We start from the raw sequence: 23,389 nt of genomic DNA on the forward strand, positions 1-23,389 counted from the left end.
CACCATGTCGGCCCTGGACAAGACCCTCATCCTGTTTTTGCTGGGCGTGCTGCTGTTCGCCTCGCCACTGGTGGACTGGTGGTCACGGCCGGGGATGCCCTGGTATCTGCCGTATGCCCTCTGGGGCGGGCTCATCGGGGTGGGCATGCTGATCCAGTGGGGGCGCGGGCGCCATGATCTCTGAGATCGGCGTCCTCTATGCCGTCGGCGTGGCCTACCTGGCCCTGCTGTTCTTCATCGCCCACGCCACCGAACGGGGCTGGCTCCCCACTGCCCTGGTACGCCACCCCATGGTGTATGTGCTCTCTCTGGGCGTGTACGCCACTACCTGGACCTACTATGGCAGCGTGGGCTTTGCCCAGAGCGAGGGGTACAACTATCTCACCATCTACCTGGGAGTGACCCTGGCCTTCATGCTGGCCCCCCTGCTGCTGGCCCCCATTCTCAGGCTGGTGCGCGACTATCAGCTCACCTCCCTGGCAGATCTGTTCGCCTTTCGCTATCGCAGCCAGTGGACCGGCCTGCTGGTCACCCTGTTCATGCTGGCGGGGATCCTTCCCTACATCGCCCTGCAGATCAAGGCGGTGACCGACTCGGTCTCGGTGCTCACCCAGGAGGCGCCGCCCCACCTGCTGGCCCTGGGTTTCTGCGCCACCCTGGGCCTGTTCGCCATCCTGTTTGGCGCCCGCCACATCACACCCCGTGAGAAGCACGAGGGCCTGGTGGTGGCCATTGCCTTTGAATCCGCCGTGAAGCTGGCGGCCCTGCTGATGGTGGGCGCCTTCGCCCTGTTCGGCGTCTTTGGTGGCTGGGGCGGCCTCAATACCTGGCTGATGGAGCACCCCGAGGCCCTGGAGGCACTCTACGAACCGGTGAGTGAAGGCCCCTGGTTCACCCTCATGCTGCTGGCCTTTGCCGCCGCCTTCCTGTTGCCCCGGCAGTTCCACATGCTGTTCGTGGAAAACATGGACCCACGCGCCCTGCGGGTGGCCACCTGGGGCCTGCCCCTGTTCCTGCTGCTGCTCAATCTCCCCATTCCGCTCATTCTCTGGGCCGGTCAGGCCGCCGCCCTGGAAACCCCCGCCGATTACTTTGCGCTGGCACTGCCGGTGGATGGTGGCGCCAGCTGGCTGGCCCTGTTCACCTTCATCGGCGGGGTCTCTGCCGCCAGCGCCATGATGATCATCACCACCCTGGCCCTGGCCGCCATGTGCCTGAATCATCTCATCCTGCCCGCCCACGTGAATCAGCAAAGCCTGCCCCAGAGCAACCTTTACGGATGGCTGTTGTGGGGCAGGCGTTTGCTGATCCTGCTCATCATTGCCATGGGCTACGGCTTTTACTGGCTGCTGGAGTTCAACCAGGGCCTGGTGCAGGTGGGGCTGATCTCCTTCGTGGCCGTGGCCCAGTTCCTGCCTGGATACCTGGCCCTGCTGTTCTGGCCACGCGCCACCCGCATCGGCTTCATCGCCGGGTTGCTGGGGGGCATCACCATCTGGGTGCTGGCGCTGATCATCCCGGTGATCCATGAGTCCGGCCTGCCCATGATCGACTTCAACCTGGCCGTGGTCATGGGGGCCGAGGACGAAAACCGCTGGGCCTTTGCCACTTTCTGGTCTCTGGCCGTGAACAGCCTGCTGTTCGTGATCGGCTCGCTGCTGACCCGTCCCACCCGGGAAGAAACCGAGGCTGCCCAGGCCTGTCGTCGGGAACAGCTATCACCGGCCGGGGTGACTTCCGATGCCCGTAACGTGACGCAACTGGAATCCCACCTGGCCCAGGTGATCGGCCCCCAGACCGCCGGCCTGGAGATCCAGCGAGCCCTGCAGGACCTGGGCATGCAGCCCTCGGAAAAGCGCCCCGGCGAGTTGCGCCGGCTGCGCACCCGCCTGGAGCGCAACCTTTCCGGGCTGATGGGCCCGTTGCTGGCGCGGATGATCGTGGACAATCAGCTCAACGTGGCCCCTCAGGCCCAGGTGGCCCTGGCCGACAGCCTGCGGTTCGTGGAGGAGCAACTGGAGCATTCCACCGTGCGCTTGAGGGGCCTGGCGGCGGAACTGGATACCCTGCGCCGCTACCATCGCCAGGTGCTGCATGAACTGCCCCTGGGCGTCTGCTCCATCGACCCTGGCGGGGATATCCTCATCTGGAACAACACCATGGCCATGATCTCCGGGATCGATGCCGGACACGCCGTGGGCCAGCCCCTCAGCGCCCTCAAGGATCCCTGGGAAGGGGTGCTGCGCACCTTCATCAACGGTGACGACAAGCACCTCTACAAGCTGCAGATCTCCGTGGAGGGCCGCTACCGCTGGCTCAACCTGCACAAGGCAGCCATCGAGTCTCCGGCCGTGGGCCGCTCGGCCGCCCATGGACTGGGTGGCATGGTGGTGCTGGTGGAGGATCTCACCGAATTGCACAACCTGGAGAGCGAGGTGGCCCATAACGACCGTCTGGCCTCCATCGGTCGCCTGGCCGCCGGGGTGGCCCACGAGATCGGCAACCCGCTCACCGGCATCACCTCCCTGGCTCAGAATCTGCGCTACGAGCAGGACCCCGCCGAGGTGGATCTCACCGTGAAACAGATCCTGGAACAGACCCGGCGCATCAATGATATCGTGCAGTCACTGATCACCTTCAGCCACGCGGGCGAGGCGCCCCGGCCGCTACCGGTGACCGTGAACCTGAGGGACTGCGTGGCGGAGGCCCTGCAGTTGATCAAACTCAGCGACGTGGGCCGCGAAGTCACCTGCATTAACGAGGTGCCCAGTGAACTGAAGGCCCGCGGCAACCATCAGCGGCTGCTGCAGGTGTTCGTCAACCTGGTGAACAATGCCCTGCAGGCGTCGACCCCCGGCGACCGCGTCGCCATCCGTGGCACCCGACTGCCTGGCGGCGTGGAGATCCACGTGGACGATGAGGGTGCCGGTATCCCCTCGGGCTTGCTGGATCAGATCTTCGAACCCTTTTTCACCACCAAGCCACCCGGGGAAGGCACCGGCCTGGGGCTCTCGGTGGTATACAGCATCATTCAGGATCATGGCGGCCTGGTCTATGCCGACAGCCGTGCCCAGGGGGGCACGCGCTTCAGCATCCGGCTGCCAGCTATCGAAGAAGAGGAGATCATGGCTTGAACCGCATACTCATCGTCGAGGACGAGGCGGTGATCCGCCGCGCCCTGGGTCGCCTGCTGGAGCACGAGGGCTACCGGGTGGCCGAGGCCGACAGCCTCGCCAGGGCACAGGAGCAATGCCAGCAGACCTGTTTCGACCTGGTCATCAGCGACCTGCGCCTGCCCGACGGCGAGGGCATCATCATGGTGGATCACTGCCCCGACACGCCCGTGCTGATCATGACCAGCTACGCCAGCGTGCGTTCGGCGGTGGAGGCCATGAAACACGGGGCCGCCGACTACATCGCCAAGCCCTTCGATCACGACGAGATGCTGCTGTGCGTGGCCCGCATCCTCAAGCAGCACCAGCTGGAACGGGAGAACGCCCAGCTGCAGTCCCAGATCGGGCAGGCCTATCCGGTGGAAGGCATGGTCGGGGAGTCGCAGGCCATGCAGCAGATCTGCAAGACCCTGGAAAAAGTGGCGCCCACCGATACCACGGTACTGATTCGGGGCGAGTCGGGCACCGGCAAGGAACTGGTGGCCCGGGCCATCCACAAGAAGAGCCATCGTGCCCAGGCACCGCTGATCTCGGTGAACTGTGCCGCCATCCCCGAAGGACTGCTGGAGTCGGAACTCTTCGGTCACGAGAAAGGCGCCTTCACCGGGGCCGGTCAGACCCGCCAGGGCCTGGCCGAGGCCGCCGATGGCGGCACGCTGTTCCTGGACGAGATCGGCGAACTGACCCCAGCCGCCCAGTCACGCCTGCTGCGCGTACTGCAGGATGGGGAGATCCGCCGGGTAGGGGCCACTGGCAGCCGCAAGGTGGACCTGCGCCTGCTGGCCGCCACCCATCGGGACCTGGAAACCATGGTGCGAGAGGGGAGTTTCCGGGAAGACCTGTACTACCGGCTGAAGGTGATGGAAGTGACCCTGCCGGCCCTGCGCGAGCGCCGCGAGGACATCCCGAGGCTGGCCGAGTTCCTGCTGGACAAGGCCTGCCGACGGCTCAAGCGGGGCACGATCAGGCTGGACCCATCGGCGCTGGAGGCCATGCAGGCCCATGCCTGGCCTGGCAACGTGCGCGAACTGGAGAACGCCATCGAGCGGGCGGTCATCCTGGCCGACGGCGATTGCATCAAGCCCGAGCACCTCGCCCTCACGCCGCCCATGGACAAGACCGACACCGCCAACAGCAGCCTGGAAGATTACTTTCGCCAGTTCGTACTGGACAATCAGGCCCACATGACCGAGACCGAGCTGGCCCGTCGCCTGGGCATCAGCCGCAAGGCCCTGTGGGAGCGTCGCACGCGGATGGGGATGCCCCGGCCCAAGGGATGAATCCGCCCGGCTCACCGCTACCAAAGGTAACACCCGTTACCCCAGGTAACACCCGCCAGCAAACCGCTTACCCCTAACCCCTTGTTTCTACGGGTAACACCCTACAGGCACGATCCCTGCATTACCGGTTGTACAGCCACGGTTCATCCGGTTACACATGCACACAGACCACAACAACGGCAGAGAGCGCCCTCAGGGTGTACTGATCCCGGTGATGGAATTCCTGGGGCGTCATTCGCCGTTCGACCAGATGGACCTGGTGCACCTGGAGTTCCTTGCCAAGCGCCTGAAGCTGGTCTTCTACGCCCGCGATGAGCAGGTGACCTCGCCCCAGATGGGGCCGGCCAATCGCTTCTACATCATCAAGCAGGGCCGGGTACTGGGCGAGCCGGTGGACGACGATGGCAACGTGATCAACACCGCCTGGGAGCTGAGCCCCGGGGAATGTTTCCCGGTGGGCGCCCTGGTGGGGCGGCGCGCCGTGCGCACACGCTACCGGGCAGCGGAAGACACCTTCTGTTTCGAACTGGACCGGGAAGACTTCAACAAGCTGTTCAAGATGTCTTCGGAGTTCCAGGACTTCTGCACCCGCCGTCTGGCCAACCTGCTGGACAAGGTGCGGCGTCAGGTTCAGTCCAGCGCCGCTGCGGGACTGGGTGGCGATACCTCGCTGAATATTACCCTGGGGGAGCGCGTGCGCCGCGAGCCCGTGGTCTGCCGACCCGAGACCCGCATCCGCGAGGCCCTGCAGACCATGGATGACGAGCGCGTGGGGAGTGTGGTCATCACCGACGATGATCGACGCCCCCTGGGCGTGTTCACCCTGCATGATCTTCTCAACCGCGTGTCGCTGCCCGAGGTGGGGCTGGATCAGCCCATCAGCGCCGTGATGACACGGGATCCGATCACCCTGCCCCCCAAATCATTCGCCTTCGAGGCGGCCATGCTCATGGCTAGCCACGGCTTCCATCACCTGTGCATCGTGGAGCGGGGTCGGCTCACCGGCGTGATCTCCGAGCGGGACCTGTTCTCCCTGCAGCGGGTGGGCCTGGTAAACCTCAGCCGGTCGGTGAGTGGCGCCGAGGATGTGGCCACGCTGACCCGCCTGGGTCGGGACGTGCACCTGCTGGTGGGGCAGATGATCGCCCAGGGGGTACGCGTGGATCAGATCACCCAGATCATCACCCTGCTCAACGACCAGATCACCCGCCGGGTGATCCAGATCTGCCGGCGGGATGAGGGTACGGATATCCCCGAATTCGACTGGCTGGCCTTTGGCAGCGAAGCGCGGCAGGAACAGACCCTGAAGACGGACCAGGACAACGGCATCGTCTTCATCCCTCCGGAGGGCATGACCGCCGACGAGGCCCGCAAGCGCCTGCTGCCTCTGGCCCAGCGCATCAATCAGGCCCTGGATCAGTGTGGCTACCCCCTGTGCCGCGGCAATGTGATGGCCTCCAACCCGGAATGCTGCCTCACTCCCGAGGAATGGCGTCAACGCTTTACCCAGTGGGTGGATCAGGGCACCCCCAAGCACCTGCTCAACGCCAATATCTATTTCGATTTCCGGGTCATCCTCGGCAGCGAGGGCCCCGCCGAGGAACTGCGCCAGTGGTTCCTGGAAAAGACAGCCAAGAACAGTCGCTTCCGCCGCCAGATGGCGGAAAACGCGCTGCGCCTGAGACCCCCCCTGGGACTGTTCGGAGACTTCAAGGTCACCTCCCGGGGCGATTACCCACGCAGCCTGGACATGAAGGTGAATGGCGCCACCCCCATCGTTGATGTGGCCCGGATCTATGCCCTGGCCCACAGCATCCCGGAGGTGAACACCAGCCGGCGCCTGGAAGCCTGCGTGGAGGCCGGCGTGCTCAAGCGCGAGGACGTGGCCGCCTGGCTCAACGCCTATCACTACATCCAGCTGCTGCGCATGCGCACCCATCAGGATCAGGCGCAGGCGGGGCAGACCCTGAGCAATTTCGTCAACCCGGAGCGACTCGACGAACTGGAGCGGCGCATCCTCAAGGAGGCCTTCCGACAGGTGCGCAAGCTTCAGTCACGGCTGGCACTGGACTACCAGCTTTGACACCCACGGGCCACCTCACAAGAGCCCGAATACCCGCTGACAATGATTGAACAAAAAGTGAACGATGGAGGATCTACCGAGTGATGCAATACAAGCAAGTGGTGAAAGACCAAGCCTTTGATAGGAGGAGTGCCGAATGAACACAAAACTGCAGGAACAAAGAACGGCCTACTGGAAGGCCAACGTTCGTATCCTGGTGGGCTGCATGATCGTATGGTTCATCGCGGGATATGTCCTGCCCATTTTCCTGGCACCGGTGCTGAACATGGTGTCATTGGGCGGTTACCCACTGGGCTTCTGGATGGCACAACAGGGGGCAATCTATGTCTTCCTGATGCTGATCTTCTTCTACGCCTGGCGCATGAACAAGCTGGACCGTCAGTTCGACGTCCACGAAGAATAAGACTGGGGGACCAAGATTATGGATTTGAAACTCATGATATGGCTGGTGGTCGGCGCGACGTTCGCGCTGTACATCGGCATTGCCATCTGGGCCCGCGCGGGTAGCACGGGCGAATTCTATGTGGCCGGCAAGGGTGTGAACCCGGTCGCCAACGGGATGGCCACCGCGGCGGACTGGATGTCGGCGGCCTCCTTCATCTCCATGGCGGGTCTGATCGCCTTCCTGGGATACAGCGGATCGGTCTACCTCATGGGGTGGACCGGCGGCTACGTGCTCATGGCATTGTTGCTCGCCCCTTACCTGCGCAAGTTCGGCAAGTTCACGGTACCCCAGTTCGTGGGTGACCGGTTCTATTCGAACACCGCACGTATCGTGGCGGTCATCTGCCTGCTGGTGATCTCCATCACCTACGTGATCGGGCAGATGCGCGGTGTGGGTATTGCCTTCTCCCGCTTCCTGGAAGTGGACCTGCTCTGGGGCCTGATTGCCGGTATGACCGTGGTGTTCATCTACGCCGTGCTCGGCGGCATGAAGGGTATCACCTATACCCAGATCGCCCAGTACGTGGTGATGATCTTCGCCTACACCGTGCCTGCCGTGTTCATCTCCCTGCAGCTGACCGGGCACTTCCTGCCGCAGACCGGCCTGGGCGGCACGCTCAGCGGTCAGGATGGCGTCTACCTGCTCACCGCCCTGGACAACGTCCTGGTGGACCTAGGCTTCACGCAATACACCACCAATGAATCGTTCACCACGCTGAACATGTTCCTGCTGACCATGGCGCTGATGATCGGTACTGCGGGCCTGCCCCACGTGATCATCCGCTTCTTCACTGTACCTCGCGTGCGTGACGCCCGTAAGTCCGCCGGCTGGGCCCTGGTGTTCATCGCCCTGCTGTACACCACCGCCCCTGCCGTGGGCGCGATGGCCATGTACAACATCATCAACACCCTGCACCCCGGAGGCGTGGGCAACACCGCCGAGGCCATGGCCTATGAGGACCGTCCAGACTGGATGCGCACCTGGGAAGACACCGGCCTGCTGGAGTTCCAGCAGCAGGGTGAAGGTGAACGGGTGCATTACTACAACCGGGCAAACCCACCGGCCTGGGCCGACGATGTAGAGGGTGAGGGTTATCGCCTGGAGCGCTTTGACCGAGACATCCTGGTGCTCGCCAACCCTGAAATCGCTGGCCTGCCCAACTGGGTGATCGCACTGGTGGCGGCAGGGGGTATCGCCGCAGCCCTATCCACGGCAGCGGGTCTGTTGCTGGCCATATCATCGGCCATCTCCCACGACTTGTTGAAGGGCGTATTCATGCCCAACATCTCGGAGAAAAGGGAGCTCATGGCCGGGCGTCTGGCCATGGTGGGGGCCATCCTGCTGGCCGGTTACCTGGGGCTCAATCCACCAGGCTTTGCGGCCGAAGTGGTGGCACTGGCCTTCGGTCTGGCAGCCGCCACGCTGTTCCCCGTGCTGATGATGGGTATTTTCTACAAGCGGATGAACAAGCAGGGCGCCATCACCGGCATGCTGGTAGGCCTGTTCGTCACCCTGCTGTACATCTTCATCTACAAGGGCTTCTTCTTCTTCCCGGGCACGGCCCTGCTGCCCGACAACGCGGACGGCTGGCTGTTCGGCATCTCGCCCCAGGGCTTTGGCACCATCGGCGCCATCCTGAACGTGACTGCCGCACTGATCGTGTCCAAGCTGACGGCCCCGCCGCCGAAGGAGATTCAGGACCTGGTGGAAAGCGTGCGCGTGCCGCGTGCCGACGCCGCCTCTTCCTGATCGAAAGCCCGCGTTGCCCTGCAACGTGAACAGGAAGTGACATTGCAAGGATCGGGGCCCCGTTCGTGGGGCCCCTCGCTTTCGCTGCAACGCAACGGTAGGATCTTGCCTTCAGGCCATGGCATACATGCCCTGAAGGCAGGGTCTTCCAACCCCTGATCAACAGGAGGAGTCGACCCATCGATACACTCAGCTCCCATCCCGCACCGGATGCATACACAGGCCACGCCCATCGAGCCACTGCTGACGCGGATCCTTCAGGCACCGAACCATGGGGCTCTGTTCGCCCTGGCCGAAGGAATGCCGCCATATCAGATGCAATGGGCGGATCAGGGTGCCACGGGGGATCAGGTCGGTCGGCGCATCTCCTCCCTCAGCGACGCCCTCACGCGTCGCGCTATCGAACTGGCCGAGTCGGAACTGGGGCCGCCCCCCATGACCTACGCCTGGGTGGCCTGCGGGTCCCAGGGGCGATGCGAACAGACAGTGCACACCGACCAGGACAATGCCCTGATCCTGGCACAGCCACCCACAGCCGCCGCGCGGGACTACTTTCACCGGCTGGCGGAGCGGGTCACCGGGGATCTGGACAGCTGTGGCCTGCATCTGTGCACGGGGGGGTGATGGCCCGCAACGAGGATTGGCAACAACCCGTGGCCGTCTGGCAACAGTATTTCCTCGACTGGATACGTACCCCGGCCCTCAAGTCCGTGATGCTGGCGCAGAACTTCCTGGATCTGCGCACGATCCACGGAGACCCCTCGCTGCTGCGCGCGGTGCGGGAACGGGTGACCCCCGAGGCACGCAACAGCACCTGGTTCATCTCCACCATGGCCCGCGAGGCACTCAAGGACAGCCCCCCACGCAGCCCGCTGTGGCGCCTGGGGCTGAGATGCCCGGCCTTTTGGTTCACGCGGGCCAGGCCACTGGATCTCAAACGCAGGGGCATCATGCCCATCGTCAGCCTGGCGCGACTACTGGCGGTGGCCCATGGCCTGCCCGAACTGCATACGCGCGAACGCCTGGAAGCCACCATCAGGCTGGGCACCATCAGCCCATCTGCCGGGGAGGAACTGATACGGGCCTGGGATCTGATCACCACACTGCGGGTCCGTCAGCACGCCCGCCTCATTCGTGCGAAGAGGCCGCTGGACAACCGGGTCGAAAGCGGGGAGTTTTCCGCCGACGAACGCAAGCGGCTATGCCGGGCTTTTGCTCAAGTGCGCTTCATGCAGCGCAGCATCGGCCGGCATTATCTGGGGGGGCTGCCCACCTGACTTTAATGCATCACGGCGGTGAGTCACCCCCGATGATGAAAGATACGAATCGCGAATATCAGGTGTCCGAAGATGGCGGCCCGGACCCCTGCCCCACCCGGAATCGTCGACACTTTCCCGATGCAGCAAGTCGGGATAGTCAGCACCGGGCTGGCGCGTTATGCTTGACCGCCAAGACGTTATAATGACGAATTAGCCGATTCATCGGCCCGATTTCATTCAATTCCATGCATTTGCAGGAGGAGATCTCATGTCGGAAGTGAAGGTTCACGAAGTACCCAAGGACTTTGCCGCCAAGGCCAATGTGACCGCCGAGCAGTACGAGGCCATGTATCGGCAATCCGTCGACAACCCGGACACTTTCTGGGCGGAGCAGGCCGAGAAATACCTCACCTGGTTCAAGAAGTGGGACGCGGTTCGCTCGGGCTCCTTTGAAGGCGAAGCCCGGGTTACCTGGTTCCAGGGTGGCAAGCTCAACGTGGCCTATAACTGCCTGGATCGCCACCTGGACACCCGGGGTGATCAGGCCGCCATCATCTGGGAAGGCGACGACCCCTCCGACGATCGCACCATCACCTATCGTGAACTGCACGAAGAAGTGTGCAAGTTCGCCAATGTGCTCAAATCCAAGGGCGTGAAAAAAGGTGACCGGGTTTCCATCTACCTGCCCATGATCCCCGAGGCCGCCGTGGCCATGCTGGCCTGCGCCCGTATTGGTGCCGTGCACTCCATCGTCTTCGGCGGCTTCTCCCCCGACGCCCTGCGCGACCGCATCCAGGACGCCGAAGCCAAGGTGCTGATCACCTCCGACCAGAGCCTGCGCGGTGGCCGCAAGGTGCCCTTGAAGGGCAACGCCGACAAGGCTGCCGCCCAATGCCCCAGCATTTCCACCATGGTGGTGGTCAAGCGCGGTGGCGAGCCGGTGGAATGGAAGGAAGGCCGCGATGTCTGGTATCACGAGGAACTGGCCAATGCCAGCGCCGACTGCCCCGCCGAGGAAGTGGACGCCGAAGATCCGCTGTTCATCCTCTACACCTCCGGCTCCACCGGCAAGCCCAAGGGCGTGATGCACACCACCGGCGGCTACCTGCTGCAGGCGGCCATGACCCACAAGATGGTGTTCGACTACAAGGACGGCGAAGTCTACTGGTGCACCGCCGACGTGGGCTGGGTGACCGGCCACACCTACATCCTGTACGGCCCGCTGGCCAATGGTGCCAAGAGCCTGATGTTCGAGGGTGTACCCAACTACCCGGACAACGGCCGCTTCTGGCAGGTGTGCGACAAGCACAACGTGAACATCTTCTACACCGCCCCCACCGCCATCCGCATGCTGATGGGCGCCGGTGATGACTTCGTGACCAAGCACAAGCGCTCCAGCCTGCGCCTGCTGGGCACCGTGGGCGAGCCCATCAACCCGGAAGCCTGGGAGTGGTATCACCGGGTGGTCGGTGATGGCCGTTGCCCTATCGTGGATACCTGGTGGCAGACTGAAACCGGCGCTCACATGATTGCCAACCTGCCCGGCGCCGTGGACATGAAGCCGGGTTCCGCCACCAAGCCCTTCTTCGGCGTGGAACCGCTGCTGGTGGACGACAAGGGCAACGAGATCACCGAGAGCCCGGCCGAGGGCAACCTGTGCATCCGCCATTCCTGGCCTGCCCAGATGCGCACCCTGTGGGGCGATCACAAGCGCTTCGTGGAAACCTACTTCAGCATCTACCCGGGCCTGTACTTCACCGGTGATGGCGCCCGCCGGGATGCCGATGGCTACTATTGGATCACCGGGCGCGTGGATGACGTGCTGAACGTCTCCGGGCACCGCCTGGGCACCGCCGAGATCGAATCTGCCCTGGTGCTGCATCCCAAGGTGGCCGAGGCGGCCGTGGTGGGTTACCCCCACGACATCACCGGTCAGGGCATCTATGCCTACGTGACCCTGATGTCCGGCGAGCAGGGCGACGACGCCCTGGTGAAGGAACTGATCAAGCTGGTGCGGGACGAGATCGGCCCCATCGCCAAGATCAACCTGCTGCAGTTCGCCCCCGGCCTGCCCAAGACCCGCTCCGGCAAGATCATGCGCCGCATCCTGCGCAAGATCGCCGCCAATGAGCTGGAAAATCTGGGTGATACCTCCACCCTGGCCGATCCGGACGTGGTGAACGTACTGATCGACAACCGTCTGAACTCCTAAGACGGCAGGCGGGGCCGGCCCACAGGGTCGGCCCCTCGCCTTTGCGGTCGCCATCGCAACCGCCAATCTGGCGGCGGGCCGATCCTCGGGCTAGCCGCTGCCCCACCTCTCCTGCAACATCTCCCGATTCAGCCGCAACCATTGCAGGGCAATGATCGGGAAAGCCGTGTCCACCTGCTGTCGATCCAGCCAGTCGAAGGCCTCGTCCGCCGACAGCACATGGGTGCGGATCTCCTCTCCCTCCTCCACCAGGCCATGAATGCCACCCTTGGCGGCCGATAGATCTGCCTGGCCCACATAAACCGAGATACGCTCATCGGAACTCCCCGGGGTGGAGAAATACTCGTGCGCGAGCACCAGTTCGCCCAGGGAGCAATCGGCTTCCTCCAGGGCCTCACGGCGGGCCACGTCCTCGGCGCGCTCCCCCGGTTCGATCAGGCCGGCGATGGTCTCCATCAGCCAGGGGCCGTGAGGTGACTCGATGGCCCCCACCCGGAACTGTTCCACCAGCAGCACCCGGTCGGTGTCCGGGTCATAGGGCAGCACCGCCGCCGCCGGGCCACGGCGGATCAATTCCCGCTCCACCACCAGCGGCTCCCCTCCCGCGAAGCGGCCATGGCTCAGCCGCAGCCGGCACAGCTTGAAGAAGCCCTGATAGAGGTCTTCCACCTTGAGGATGTCCCATTTCATCGGTTTCGGATACCTTGGTTTTTCCTGTTTGATTATGGGCTCCCTTCTCCCCGGCGGGGAGAAGGGTCGGGGATGAGGGGCGGCGGCGTGTACCATGGCATCCCCGGGCAGCATCGGTATACTTATACCCATGGACAGACTCATGAAACTACTCAGCCCCCTCATCGGCCAAAAAGCGGTGGTGGATGGCATCCGCTGTCAGGTGATCGAGATCCTCGACACCGAGCCCGAACCCCGACTGGTGGTGGGCGAGGTGGCGGGCCATCATGTGATCCAGCCCGACCAGCACGGTGAACCGCACCGACGTGTGGAACGCACCTTCACCCTGCCCCTGCTCAACGACGATCAGAGCGACATCCATCCCGTGATCCAGACCCTGGCCGGTGATGAGCGGGTGGCCGAACTGCGGCGCGTCCTTAAAGGGTGACAGCCCCTGCGGCTCGCCGTGAGGCCGCCCTCCCCCCGGGGGCAGCGAGATCACCCTTGCCCCCGTGGGAGCGGCCCTCGGCCGCGAAGGGCTTTTCGAAAAAGACTCCGGACTGTCCGGACCTCGGGGTGCCCGGGTTCCTGTGAGCGGGCTTCAGCCGCGGGAAGCGGCTGCAGAGCCTGCAGGGACGTATTCACGGCGTCCCGCTGACAGGAATCCGGGCACCCCGAGGTCCACCCCGATCCCTGGCCTGGCAGCGAGACCGAGGGTTCCGCCCTTCGCGGCCGAGGGCCGCTCCCACCGAGGCTATCAGGGTCAACGGGGCTGGGTGTGGGCCAGCATCATCTCCACCCGCGCTACATCCTCCTGGACGTCCACGCCAGCACCCGGGGCCTCCAGGGCCACATCCACGTGGATGCGGGCACCGTGGTACATGGCCCGCAATTGCTCCAGGCACTCGATACGCTCCAGGGCGCAGCTCTCCATGCGGGTGAATCGCTTCAGGTAACCCACCCGGTAGGCATACAGACCGATGTGCCGCTGGCACACCTGCAAGGCCGGCGAGACCTCCATATCCAGGGCATCACGTTCCCAGGGGATGGGGGCACGGCTGAAATACAGGGCAAAATCCCGGGCATCGCGCACCACCTTCACCGTATGTGGATCATACAGCTGCGCCGCTCGCGTGATCGGTGTGCACAGGGTGGCGATCACCGCCTCCAGGTTATCCGCCAGATTATCCGCCACCTGCCGCACAATCGCCGAGGGGGTGAGCGGCTCATCCCCCTGCAGGTTCACCAGGATGTCCTCGTCGCCCCACTCCATGAGGGCCGCCACCTCGGCAATGCGGTCACTGCCCGAGGCATGGTGTACGGATGTCATGCACACCCTGGCACCGAAGGCTTTGACCGCCGCCTCAATGCGGGCATCGTCCGTGGCCACCACCACCTCATCGGCGCCGCTGGCCAGGGCGCGCTCGTACACATGCTGCACCATGGGCTTGTCGCCCAGAACCACCAGGGGCTTGCCCGGCAGCCGGGTGGACGCGTAGCGAGCCGGTATGACCACCTTGAATCCCATCAGGCCACCTCCCCTGTCGACCGGCCCGACTTCACTTCTTGTCCTTCCACTTCTCCACTTCCTCCTCACTGAGGGTGCGGGCCTCCTCCTCCAGCATCACCGGGATGCCATCGCGGATGGGATAGGCCAGACGGGCAGCCCGGGAGATCAACTCCCCCCTGTCCTTGTCGAACATGAGCGGGCCCTTGGTGACGGGGCACACGAGAATATCGAGTAAACGTTTGTCCATATCCTTTACCTCATACTGTGAATACGGTCCACGGCCTGGACCGAGCGAAGAATGGCCAAAGCCAGAGCCTGATCAGGCACGGCACTCACGGGCACGAACCAGTGCTCGGGCCCTGCGATACCCCGGCATTTTACGGCATCTTTCTCGGTCATCAGCACCGGACTGGCGTCCCCGAAACGGATATCGCAGTTGCCGTACACATGATGATCGGGAAAGGCATGTTCCACCACCTCCAGCCCCCGCTCCCGCAACATGGCGAAGAACCGGGGCGGATGTCCGATACCGGCCATGGCGTGCACGCGCTGGCCGGCAAAATCACTCAAGGGACGAATGCGGCCCGGGTCCCGCACGCTCATGGCCACCTGGGACATCAGCCGCATGGCGTATTCCCCGGGCTGGACCTCTCCACCGGTGACCACGACATAATCCGCCTCGCGCACGCGCTCCAGGGGTTCACGCAGCGGTCCGGCAGGCAGGCAGAAGCCATTACCAAAACGCCGCGCACCGTCCACCATGACGATCTCCAGGTCCCGACGCAAGGCATAATGCTGCAAGCCGTCGTCGGTGACGATCACATCGCAGTCATGCTGGGCCAGCAACAGCCGCGCCGCCCGGTTTCGATCCGGCCCCACGCATACCGGACAACCGCCTCGGGTGGCGATCAAGACTGGCTCATCCCCCACCTGCTCGGGGTCACTGCGGGGCGTGACCTCCCGTGGCCAGCTGCGCGAGCGCCCGCCATACCCTCGACTGACCACCCCGGGCCGGTAGCCATGCTCGCGCAGCCAGTTGCACAGCCAGACCACCATGGGCGTCTTGCCGGTGCCGCCCACCGTGACATTGCCCACGACCACCACGGCCCGCACGGGCAACCGGGGCCGCATGCGTGCCCGCCACTCCAGACGCAGGCGATTGAGCAGTGCCAGGCCGCAGTAAAGCAGCGACAGCGGATACAGGGTGAGCGCCACCGGATTGCGGTCTGCCCAATAATCCTCGAGCCGTTTCACCAGTCGAATACCCGCTGCAGGAACGCATCCATCACACCCTGAACCCGCCGACGCTCCTCCCAGAAGCGCCGCCGGCCCGTATCCGCCCGCTGGCGGCTGCCGATGGGGTCTGCAGCCTCGGCCCGCCAATGCGCGATCACCTGCCCGGGTTCGGGCAGCTTGCGGGCCATGGGATCCAGCCAGGGAAACGCCGCCATCAGGGAATCATCACCGCTTAATGAAACAGAACCGGCCAGGACCTGCCACAACAGGTCCCGATCCGCACCACACAGATGCACACCCAATGCGGCGCTGGCCACTGCCGGCCACCAGGCCGGATCATCCACCCAGAGCAGGGTACCCGCAGCCAGTGAGGTGCGCGTCCACTGACTCAGGGCCAGCCCCTCCCCTTCCGGCAAGGCATCCGAAGGCTCAACGGACACGCACAGCAGGGCCGAGCCACTCAGCGGCGACGCCTGCCAGGCGTCGCGCATGGCCGGCCAGGCCCGGGCCGGGCCGTGCCACCAGAAGATGGGCGCCCCGTCGGGCACCATGGACAGCAGGGTGGCCTGATTCTGGGACTCTGCCAGCAGGCTGGCCGGATCTGTCGGCTCCGCCACGGTCCCGGCCAGTCCCGTTTCGCGCCACTGGGCGGCGGTGATCTCGTCCCGGGGATAAGCGGCCTCCACTGGCACGGTGGTGAGCCCGGTGTTGAAGGCCATCACGTGAACCCCCTGCTCGACAGCACTTTCCACCAGATGCCGACGCGGCGGGGTATCCACCAGGATCAGCCCCAGGGGCTTGAGTCTGTCCAGCACGCGCGTGACCGCCCGCGGGCGGTCGCAGGGCCCGAAGCCCAGGCCAAAGCGGTTCATGCCACGCAGGCGCGGGAGCACCTCGTCCCGGTACTCCCGCTCGAAGGTGAGCACCAGCCGGGCATCCAGGCGCTTGCGCCGGATGGCCCCCATGAGTTCAGCCCCCAGGCGCACCGAGGCCCGGCTGTGGCCCGTCTTGAGCCAGATCAGCGGCCCCTTGGCCTGCGGGGCGCGCAGCCGGCCCATGCGGGCATGAGCCTGCCCGGACCGCCCCTGAAGGTGGTCCCGGAGATTGGCCTGCAGCACCGGCCAAAGGGCCGCGCCGTAAGGATCACGGGGCATCGGCTTCATGGAACTGAAGCTGATGCAGGCGGGCATACACCCCGTCCCGCTGGATCAGTTCCTGATGACTGCCCACCTCCTGGATGCGACCCGACTGCATCACCACGATGCGGTCGGCGTTCTCGATGGTGGACAGGCGATGGGCGATGACCAGGGTGGTGCGGTTGCGCACCAGGTTTTCCAGGGCCGACTGAATGTGACGTTCGGACTCCGTATCCAGGGCGGAGGTGGCCTCGTCCAGAATCAGGATCGGGGCATCCTTGAGCAGGGCCCGGGCGATGGCGATGCGCTGGCGTTGGCCGCCGGAGAGCAGCACGCCATTATCGCCCACCTGGGTGTGGATCCCCTGGGGCAGGCGCTGGATGAATTCCATGGCATGGGCCGCCTCGGCGGCAGCCACAATCCTTTCTTCGTCCGAGGGGTCCACCGCGCTGCCATAGGCAATGTTATGGGCGATGCTGTCGTTGAACAGGGTCACCTGCTGGCCCACGTGGGCGATCTGGTTGCGCAGATCCGCCAGTCGCAGTTCACGGATGTCCAGGCCATCCAGCAGGATGGCCCCCTGCTGAGGCTCGTAGAACCGGGGCAGCAGATTCACCAGGGTGGTCTTGCCGCTGCCGGAGCGGCCCACCAGGGCCACGGTCTCACCGGGCTGCACGCGCAGATTGATGTCTTCCAGGACATTGCCCTTGGTCTCGTCATAGCTGAAGGACAGGTCGCGGATCTCGATATCGCCCCGGGCCCGTTCCAGCGTGCGCGTTCCTGTGTCCGGCTCCAGGGGTTCATCCAGCAGGCCGAAGATGTTCTGACCCGCGGCGATGCCCTGCTGCAGGGTGGCATTGACCGTCACCAGACGACGGATGGGCTGCATCAACAGCAGCATGGCCGTGACGAAGGACACAAACGTACCCACCGTCACATCCTTCATCATGGATTCGTTGGTGGCCAGCCAGACGATCAGGGCCAGGGCGATGGCCACGAAGAACTGGATGATGGGCATATTGCTGGCCTGCAGGGCCACCTTCTTCATGTGCAGGCGCCGGTTCCTCTCATTGATCTCGTCGAAGCGCTCCTGCTCGTAGGCCTCGCCACCGAAGATCTTCACCTCGCGGGTACCGTCCATGACTTCCCCCGCCACATGGGTGACGTCCCCCATGGAGCCCTGGATGCGGCGGCTGAGCTTGCGAAACCGTCGGGTGACCCGGTCCACCGCGAAGGCGATGGCCGGCGCAACGATGAGCACCGTGAGGGTGAGCTTCCAGTTCAGATACAGCATCCAGCCCAGAAGCCCCAGCACGGTGACCGTGTCCCGGATCAGGATGGTGATGCTCTCGGTGGATGCCTTGGCCACCTGCTCCACGTTGTAGGTGAGCCGGGAGATCAGCTGCCCGGAGGTGTTGCGGTCGTAATAGGCCACGGGCATCTGCAGCAAATGGCGGAACATCTGGCTGCGCAGTTCCTTGATCACCTGCCGCCCCACCCACTTCATGGTGTAGCTGGAGAGGAATTCACCGATGCCGCGAATGAAGAAGATCACCAGGATGGCCACGGGGATCCAGCGGATCAGGGTTTCGTCCTGTTCCACGAAACTGCCATCCATCAGCGGTCGCATCAACGCCGCAAAGCCCGTTTCGGTGGCCGCCGTGATGATCATGGCCAGCACGGCAATGGACAGGTAACGCCAGTATTTCAGGGAGTGGCTGAGCAGGCGCTTGTACACCTGCATGCCGGACGTCTCATAGGCAGCTTGTGCAGGCGGGACGGGCTTCTTCATTCCGACTCACCACCCAGGGTGGCGATGGACAGGCGGGACAACCCCAGCCGCTGGGCCACGTTCATGGCCGTGACCACCGACTGATGGGGTGTGCGGGCATCGGCGCGGATCACCAGTGGGGTCTCCTGGTCACCTTCGATGACCTCGCCCAGGGCCGCGCGCAGGGTCTCCGGCCGGGTGTTCACCAGTTCGGCACCCTCCAGAAAGAAGCGTCCCTCGGCATTGATGACCAGCTCCACCGTGCGGGGCAGCGCCTGCTCCTCGGTGGCATCGGCCCGGGGCAGTTCCAGCTGCAGCACGGAGTGCCGATCGAAGGTGGTGGACACCATGAAGAAGATCAGCAGCAGGAACACCACGTCGATCAGTGGCGTGAGGTTGACCCCCACCTCCTCGGTCTGGCGGCGCCGGAAATTCAACTGCCCCGCACCCCGGGCGTGGGCGCCCGCTCGCCCTTGACCACTTCCACCAGCTTGATGGCCTCCTGTTCCATGTCCAGCACCAGCTCGTCCACGCGCCCCCGGAAGTAGCGGTGGAAGATCAGGGCCGGCACGGCCACGGAGATGCCGGTGGCGGTGGTGATCAGCGCCTGGGAGATCCCTCCGGCCAGTTCACCCGGACTGCCCACGCCCACGGCGGTAATCACTGAAAATACCTGAATCATGCCCACGACGGTGCCCAGCAGCCCCAGCAGGGGCGTGATGGCGGCGATGGTGCCCAGGGTGTTGAGGAAACGTTCCAGCTCATGGGCCACCCGGCGACCGGTCTCCTCGATGGACTCCTTCATCACCTCCCGGGAACTGCGCCGGTTGACCAGCCCGGCGGCCAGGACCCGACCCAGGGGGGACCCCTCGCGCAGGGCGCGCAAGCGGGCATCGTTCAGCTCTCCGGCCTGAATCCACTGCCAGATCTGTACCACCAGTTGCGGTGGCAGCACCCGGCGGCGACGCAGGCTCCAGAGCCTTTCGATGACGATGGCCAGCGCGATCACGGAACAGGCGATGATGGGCAGCATGAGCCAGCCACCGGCCTTGACCAGTTCAAACACTTAGTGGCGTCCTAGGTTGGGAAGGGGTTGATAAGGCGTGGGGCATGATACTGCACTCCCACGATCGCGGGCAAAGGGAGTCAGGGGCGATGCCAGTGGCGTCGCCCCACATGACGATAACCCGGTTGGACCCGCACCCCGGTATCGGGATGCACATCGACGCGAAAGGCGCCCTCCCCTGCGGTATCCAGTAGCGGGATCTGCCGACGCGCGAGTCGCTCAAGGGTCTGTTCATGGGGATGTCCAAAGCGATTTTCAAAGCCCGTGCTCACCAGGGCCAGCTGCGGCGACACCTGATCCAGAAAGGGCTCCGACAGGGAGGTGGCCGCGCCATGATGGGGCACCAGCAGCACGTCCGAGGCCAGAGCCGGGCCATGGCCGTGAACCAGCACGGCCTCACCCAGACGTTCCACATCGCCGGTGAGCAGCACACTGCCGCCCGGCCCCTGGATGCGGAGCACGCAGGAGGATTCGTTGTCATCCCCCCAGAAGGGTGGCGGATGCAGGACACGAAAGACCACCTCATCCCATACCCACTCCTGACCCATGAGACATTCCATGCTCTCGGGGTGATCCAGGCGCCCTGGGTCCCGACTGAGTACGGAGTTCACCGGCAGCCGCGCTAGCACGGAGGCGGCGCCGCCAATGTGATCATTATCCCCGTGGCTGATCATGAGGGTATCCACCCGGTCGCGCCCCTGATGTCGCAGGTAGGGCACCACCGCCGCCTCGCCAGCATCAAAGCGGGGACTGAAGCGCGGCCCGGTGTCGTACACCAGGGTGTGTCCGGCCGTCTTGACCACCACCGCCAGCCCCTGCCCCACATCCAGCATCGCCACCCGAAAGGCCCCCGGCTCCAGGTCCGCCCGGGGCGGCCAGAGCATGGGCAACAGGAGCAGCAGGCCCAGCCAACGGGCAGGCCAGGTGCGCGGAGCCATGAACCAGGCCAGGCCCAGCAAGGCGGGCATCAGGGTCCACGCAGGCGGTGCGGCGCGCCACTGGGCACCCGGCCAACCCGCCAGGTGTTCCAGCACCGGCCACAACACCCAGACCGCCAGGTGGGCCAGCCCCCACAGGGCCTCCGCGGCCCAGGGAATCAAAGGCGAAAGACCCACGCCCACCAGCACCAGGGGCACCACCACGAAACTCACCCAGGGCACGGCGATCAGGTTGGCCAGGGGCGAGATCAGCGAACCATGCTGGAACATGACCAGGGTCAGGGGCAGCAGGCCCACCCCCGCCACCCACTGCACCCGGAGCAGGGCATCGGTCTTGCCCACCGGCCCCACCCGGGCCGCCACGGCGTACAGGATCACGGCCACCGCGGCAAAGGAGAGCCAGAACCCAGGGGCGAGCACGGCACGGGGATCAAGCGCCAGGACCGCCAGCAGGGCCAGGGCCAGCGTGTGGGAGGGCCTTGCCGTGCGCCCCAGCCACACGGCGCCCAGCGCCACCGTGAGCATGACCAGGGCCCGCTGTGTGGGCACGGCAAATCCCGCCAACGCCGCATACAGGGCGGCGCAGATCAGGGCGCCGATGACGGCGGCCCGTTGTGCCGGCAGACGCAGGGCCAGCGCGGGGACGCGCCGCCAGCCCCAGAGCATGATGCCGTATCCCATCCCCGCCACCAGCCCCACATGCAGACCGGAGATGGCCATCAGGTGGTTGGTGCCGGTGTCGATGAGGGTGGCCCATTGTGCCTGGGAGATGCCGGAGCGATCCCCCACGGCCAGGGCCCGGAGGATGCCTCCGTACCCGGCTTCGCTCAGTGCAGCATCCATCCGTCCGGCCAGGGTGGCCCGCACTCGATCCACCCTTCGGGCCGGGGAATGTGCCGTTCCCAGGTGCTGGGCCGTATGTCCCTCGCGCACGTAGCCCGTGGCCCGAAAGCCCTGCTGAAACAGCCAGCCTTCGTAATCGAATCCCCCGGGATTGCGCAGGCCGTTGGGCTGACGCAGTCGCAGGGTGAGTTCCCAGCGCTCGCCCGGCTGCAGCGCGGGTGTCTGGCCATACCAGCCCACGCGAACCCGCCCGGGCAGCGGTGCAGTGATGGATCTATCCGTGGTCGACTCGATGCGAAACCCGAAACGCACGCCCCGCTCCATGGGTTCAGGCAGGCTGTCCACCACGCCCACCACTCGGATATCCTGGCCGGACAGCGATGGATCCAGGGGCGGCCCCACCACCCAGTGGGCGTGGATCAGGGCCCATAGAAAACCGGCCATGGCCCACAAGGGCCATCGCGTCATGGGGGCGAATCGGTAGAATAAAGGGGCCGCCAGCAGCAGCCAGCCCCAGGCCAATGCGGGCAACTGGCCCAGGCCGTGCAGCAGCGCCACCCCGATCAGGAACACCAAAGCCCGGATCTGCATCTTCCACTCCCTGGAAAAGCATCCATAATAGGCGGCCCCGTGATAATGGCCGGGGACCACAATTCACGACCCTGAACGCTCCATGCCGAAGAAGCTCATCCAGAGCCTGTTTCCAAGTTACCACACGGTAAGGGACTTCGAGATCCTGAAGCTTTTCGGTGCCGTGCTCAACGACCCGAACCTGTGGCATCTGAATCGTCGATCGGCGGCCGGTGCCTTCGGGGTGGGTCTGTTCGTGGCCTTTCTGCCCATTCCTGCGCAGATGCTGGTAGCGGCCGCCGTGGCCGTCATGGTGCGCGTGAACCTGCCCATCTCGGTGCTGCTGGTATGGATCACGAACCCGCTCACCATGGCCCCCATCTTTCTCACCGCCTATACCATGGGGCGGTATCTCATGGGCGAGCCGGCGCGGGGGTTCTCCTTCGAGTTGAGCCTGTCCTGGTTCACCGGGGAATTGCTGCTCATCTGGCAGCCGTTATTGCTGGGCAGCCTGTTGATGTCCACGATGGCGGCACTGGCGGGTTACATCAGCATCCGCCTGTTGTGGCGCCTGCACATCCTCCGGCGCCTGGCAGACAAGCGCCGCCGCCTGCCACGCATACGCCGATCCCGCTAGCCCCGCTGGACTGCCCCGGCGCACAAAATGGGGACAGACCCCTTTTTGCTGGCAAAAAGGGGTCTGTCCCCATTTTGTGCGCCCGTTTTGCCTCAGGCGCTTTGGGCGCTGTCTTCCCAGGCCCGAAGATTTCCACCTTCCAGCACCATGATCCGGTCCATGCGCTGAGCCAGTTCCAGATCGTGAGTGACGATGACGAAGGCGGTTCTCAGTTGCTTGTTGAGCCGCAGCATCAGTTGCAGGATCTCCTCGGCCCGGCCACGATCCAGGTTGCCGGTGGGCTCATCGGCCAGCACGGCCTTGGGGTCGGTGATCAGGGCCCGGGCGATGGCAGCACGCTGACGTTCCCCGCCGGAGAGTTCACCGGGCTTGTGGGCCATGCGATTGCTCAGGCCCACCCGCTCCAGCAGGGATCTGGCCTGATCAGCGGCGGCACTGGGGTTGGCACCGCGTATCAGCAGGGGCATGGCCACATTCTCCAGGGCCGTGAATTCAGGCAGCAGGTGATGGAACTGGTAGATGAACCCCAGGTGCTGATTGCGCACCTGTCCGCGCCGGGCGTCGGAGAGCCGGGCCATGTCCTGCCCCCAGACCTGCACGCTGCCCGCCGTGGGCAGGTCCAGCCCCCCCATCAGGTGCAACAGGGTGCTCTTGCCGCTGCCGGAGGTGCCGACAATGGCCACCTTCTCGCCGGGCTGCACGTCCAGGTCCACGTCGCGCAGGACCTCCACGGTGAGCCCCCCCTCGTCGAAGGTGCGCGACAGGCCCTGGCAGCGTATCACCGGGCCGGAATCAAAATCGAAATCCACCAT

The 23,389-nt window shown here is 64.8% G+C and carries 20 protein-coding genes and 1 pseudogene; 11 read left to right on the forward strand and 10 right to left on the reverse strand.

Annotated features, from left to right (window positions below; translation table 11 throughout):
* The first annotated feature begins 4 nt into the window (after positions 1 to 4).
* From ECTOBSL9_RS00415 to acs, 9 genes and pseudogenes are all read left to right on the forward strand, one after another.
* Complete coding sequence (locus tag ECTOBSL9_RS00415; protein WP_063463401.1) at positions 5 to 184, forward strand: hypothetical protein; 180 nt, start codon at positions 5 to 7, stop codon at positions 182 to 184.
* The gene (locus tag ECTOBSL9_RS00420) at positions 174 to 3,134 is read left to right on the forward strand and encodes an ATP-binding protein (protein ID WP_063463402.1); all 2,961 of its coding nucleotides are present in this window, start codon (positions 174 to 176) and stop codon (positions 3,132 to 3,134) included. The genes ECTOBSL9_RS00415 and ECTOBSL9_RS00420 overlap by 11 nt, the downstream gene beginning before the upstream one ends.
* The gene (locus ECTOBSL9_RS00425) at positions 3,131 to 4,453 is read left to right on the forward strand and encodes a sigma-54 dependent transcriptional regulator (protein WP_063463403.1); all 1,323 of its coding nucleotides are present in this window, start codon (positions 3,131 to 3,133) and stop codon (positions 4,451 to 4,453) included. The genes ECTOBSL9_RS00420 and ECTOBSL9_RS00425 overlap by 4 nt, the downstream gene beginning before the upstream one ends.
* A gap of 157 nt (positions 4,454 to 4,610) precedes the next feature.
* Positions 4,611 to 6,536, forward strand: a complete 1,926-nt coding sequence (locus ECTOBSL9_RS00430) for a putative nucleotidyltransferase substrate binding domain-containing protein (RefSeq protein WP_240481015.1) — start codon at positions 4,611 to 4,613, stop codon at positions 6,534 to 6,536.
* A gap of 136 nt (positions 6,537 to 6,672) precedes the next feature.
* Positions 6,673 to 6,939, forward strand: coding sequence for a DUF4212 domain-containing protein (locus ECTOBSL9_RS00435; RefSeq protein ID WP_063463405.1), 267 nt, complete (start codon positions 6,673 to 6,675; stop codon positions 6,937 to 6,939).
* Between the two features lie 18 nt (positions 6,940 to 6,957).
* Entirely contained in the window at positions 6,958 to 8,730 is a 1,773-nt protein-coding gene (locus tag ECTOBSL9_RS00440; protein ID WP_063463406.1) for a sodium:solute symporter family protein, read from the forward strand.
* 315 nt (positions 8,731 to 9,045) lie between these two features.
* A pseudogene (locus tag ECTOBSL9_RS00445) lies at positions 9,046 to 9,371 on the forward strand (DUF294 nucleotidyltransferase-like domain-containing protein); the annotation flags it as partial.
* Between the two features lie 189 nt (positions 9,372 to 9,560).
* Positions 9,561 to 10,007, forward strand: a complete 447-nt coding sequence (locus ECTOBSL9_RS00450; RefSeq protein WP_240481093.1) for a putative nucleotidyltransferase substrate binding domain-containing protein — start codon at positions 9,561 to 9,563, stop codon at positions 10,005 to 10,007.
* A 250-nt stretch (positions 10,008 to 10,257) separates the two neighbouring features.
* Positions 10,258 to 12,201, forward strand: a complete 1,944-nt coding sequence (gene acs, locus ECTOBSL9_RS00455) for an acetate--CoA ligase (RefSeq protein ID WP_063463409.1) — start codon at positions 10,258 to 10,260, stop codon at positions 12,199 to 12,201.
* 90 nt (positions 12,202 to 12,291) lie between these two features.
* On the opposite strand, the gene ECTOBSL9_RS00460 is transcribed toward acs, so the two are convergent.
* The gene (locus tag ECTOBSL9_RS00460; protein ID WP_063463410.1) at positions 12,292 to 12,891 is read right to left on the reverse strand and encodes an NUDIX domain-containing protein; all 600 of its coding nucleotides are present in this window, start codon (positions 12,889 to 12,891) and stop codon (positions 12,292 to 12,294) included.
* Positions 12,892 to 13,033: 142 nt separating this feature from the next.
* Between ECTOBSL9_RS00460 and ECTOBSL9_RS00465 the strand changes: the two genes are divergently transcribed.
* On the forward strand, positions 13,034 to 13,318 hold the full coding sequence (locus tag ECTOBSL9_RS00465; protein ID WP_240481016.1) for a hypothetical protein: 285 nt from the start codon (positions 13,034 to 13,036) through the stop codon (positions 13,316 to 13,318).
* Positions 13,319 to 13,633: 315 nt separating this feature from the next.
* Here the strand turns inward: ECTOBSL9_RS00465 and kdsB are convergent, their stop codons facing one another.
* From kdsB to ECTOBSL9_RS00505, 8 genes are all read right to left on the reverse strand, one after another.
* A complete protein-coding gene (gene kdsB, locus ECTOBSL9_RS00470) occupies positions 13,634 to 14,398 on the reverse strand; it encodes a 3-deoxy-manno-octulosonate cytidylyltransferase (RefSeq protein WP_063463412.1) in 765 nt (254 codons plus the stop codon).
* Positions 14,399 to 14,429: 31 nt separating this feature from the next.
* A complete protein-coding gene (locus ECTOBSL9_RS00475) occupies positions 14,430 to 14,627 on the reverse strand; it encodes a Trm112 family protein (protein ID WP_063463413.1) in 198 nt (65 codons plus the stop codon).
* 5 nt (positions 14,628 to 14,632) lie between these two features.
* Positions 14,633 to 15,634 carry a tetraacyldisaccharide 4'-kinase gene (lpxK, locus tag ECTOBSL9_RS00480; protein ID WP_082829655.1) on the reverse strand — a complete coding sequence of 334 codons (1,002 nt, stop codon included), beginning with the start codon at positions 15,632 to 15,634 and terminating at the stop codon, positions 14,633 to 14,635.
* Complete coding sequence (locus tag ECTOBSL9_RS00485) at positions 15,631 to 16,806, reverse strand: glycosyltransferase N-terminal domain-containing protein (protein WP_240481017.1); 1,176 nt, start codon at positions 16,804 to 16,806, stop codon at positions 15,631 to 15,633. Before ECTOBSL9_RS00485 ends, lpxK begins: the two co-directional genes overlap by 4 nt.
* Positions 16,760 to 18,544 (reverse strand): lipid A export permease/ATP-binding protein MsbA, encoded by a 1,785-nt coding sequence (msbA, locus tag ECTOBSL9_RS00490; protein ID WP_063463414.1) that lies wholly within the window; start codon positions 18,542 to 18,544, stop codon positions 16,760 to 16,762. Before msbA ends, ECTOBSL9_RS00485 begins: the two co-directional genes overlap by 47 nt.
* Positions 18,541 to 18,960: a biopolymer transporter ExbD gene (locus ECTOBSL9_RS00495; RefSeq protein ID WP_063463415.1), complete on the reverse strand. Its 420-nt coding sequence runs from the start codon at positions 18,958 to 18,960 to the stop codon at positions 18,541 to 18,543. Before ECTOBSL9_RS00495 ends, msbA begins: the two co-directional genes overlap by 4 nt.
* Positions 18,957 to 19,589, reverse strand: a complete 633-nt coding sequence (locus ECTOBSL9_RS00500) for a MotA/TolQ/ExbB proton channel family protein (protein WP_025281292.1) — start codon at positions 19,587 to 19,589, stop codon at positions 18,957 to 18,959. The genes ECTOBSL9_RS00495 and ECTOBSL9_RS00500 overlap by 4 nt, the downstream gene beginning before the upstream one ends.
* Before the next feature lie 80 nt (positions 19,590 to 19,669).
* A complete protein-coding gene (locus ECTOBSL9_RS00505) occupies positions 19,670 to 21,961 on the reverse strand; it encodes a DNA internalization-related competence protein ComEC/Rec2 (RefSeq protein WP_063463416.1) in 2,292 nt (763 codons plus the stop codon).
* A gap of 82 nt (positions 21,962 to 22,043) precedes the next feature.
* On the opposite strand from ECTOBSL9_RS00505, the gene ECTOBSL9_RS00510 reads away from it, so the two are divergent.
* Positions 22,044 to 22,577 carry a DUF2062 domain-containing protein gene (locus ECTOBSL9_RS00510; RefSeq protein ID WP_063463417.1) on the forward strand — a complete coding sequence of 178 codons (534 nt, stop codon included), beginning with the start codon at positions 22,044 to 22,046 and terminating at the stop codon, positions 22,575 to 22,577.
* 92 nt (positions 22,578 to 22,669) lie between these two features.
* Here the strand turns inward: ECTOBSL9_RS00510 and lolD are convergent, their stop codons facing one another.
* A complete protein-coding gene (lolD, locus tag ECTOBSL9_RS00515; protein ID WP_063463418.1) occupies positions 22,670 to 23,389 on the reverse strand; it encodes a lipoprotein-releasing ABC transporter ATP-binding protein LolD in 720 nt (239 codons plus the stop codon).

The organism is Ectothiorhodospira sp. BSL-9 (assembly GCF_001632845.1).
Classification (GTDB): Bacteria; Pseudomonadota; Gammaproteobacteria; order Ectothiorhodospirales; family Ectothiorhodospiraceae; genus Ectothiorhodospira.

What these genes read in the sequence shown, in the direction of transcription:
- ECTOBSL9_RS00415 (WP_063463401.1), top strand. Translation starts at nt 5, where the DNA reads ATGTCGGCCCTGGACAAGACCCTCATCCTGTTTTTGCTGGGCGTGCTG.
- ECTOBSL9_RS00420 (WP_063463402.1), top strand. Translation starts at nt 174, where the DNA reads ATGATCTCTGAGATCGGCGTCCTCTATGCCGTCGGCGTGGCCTACCTG.
- ECTOBSL9_RS00430 (WP_240481015.1), top strand. Translation starts at nt 4,611, where the DNA reads ATGCACACAGACCACAACAACGGCAGAGAGCGCCCTCAGGGTGTACTG.
- ECTOBSL9_RS00435 (WP_063463405.1), top strand. Translation starts at nt 6,673, where the DNA reads ATGAACACAAAACTGCAGGAACAAAGAACGGCCTACTGGAAGGCCAAC.
- ECTOBSL9_RS00440 (WP_063463406.1), top strand. Translation starts at nt 6,958, where the DNA reads ATGGATTTGAAACTCATGATATGGCTGGTGGTCGGCGCGACGTTCGCG.
- ECTOBSL9_RS00450 (WP_240481093.1), top strand. Translation starts at nt 9,561, where the DNA reads ATGGCCCGCGAGGCACTCAAGGACAGCCCCCCACGCAGCCCGCTGTGG.
- acs (WP_063463409.1), top strand. Translation starts at nt 10,258, where the DNA reads ATGTCGGAAGTGAAGGTTCACGAAGTACCCAAGGACTTTGCCGCCAAG.
- ECTOBSL9_RS00460 (WP_063463410.1), bottom strand. Translation starts at nt 12,891, where the DNA reads ATGAAATGGGACATCCTCAAGGTGGAAGACCTCTATCAGGGCTTCTTC.
- ECTOBSL9_RS00465 (WP_240481016.1), top strand. Translation starts at nt 13,034, where the DNA reads ATGAAACTACTCAGCCCCCTCATCGGCCAAAAAGCGGTGGTGGATGGC.
- kdsB (WP_063463412.1), bottom strand. Translation starts at nt 14,398, where the DNA reads ATGGGATTCAAGGTGGTCATACCGGCTCGCTACGCGTCCACCCGGCTG.
- ECTOBSL9_RS00475 (WP_063463413.1), bottom strand. Translation starts at nt 14,627, where the DNA reads ATGGACAAACGTTTACTCGATATTCTCGTGTGCCCCGTCACCAAGGGC.
- ECTOBSL9_RS00485 (WP_240481017.1), bottom strand. Translation starts at nt 16,806, where the DNA reads ATGCCCGCCTGCATCAGCTTCAGTTCCATGAAGCCGATGCCCCGTGAT.
- msbA (WP_063463414.1), bottom strand. Translation starts at nt 18,544, where the DNA reads ATGAAGAAGCCCGTCCCGCCTGCACAAGCTGCCTATGAGACGTCCGGC.
- ECTOBSL9_RS00505 (WP_063463416.1), bottom strand. Translation starts at nt 21,961, where the DNA reads ATGCAGATCCGGGCTTTGGTGTTCCTGATCGGGGTGGCGCTGCTGCAC.
- ECTOBSL9_RS00510 (WP_063463417.1), top strand. Translation starts at nt 22,044, where the DNA reads ATGCCGAAGAAGCTCATCCAGAGCCTGTTTCCAAGTTACCACACGGTA.
- lolD (WP_063463418.1), bottom strand. Translation starts at nt 23,389, where the DNA reads ATGGTGGATTTCGATTTTGATTCCGGCCCGGTGATACGCTGCCAGGGC.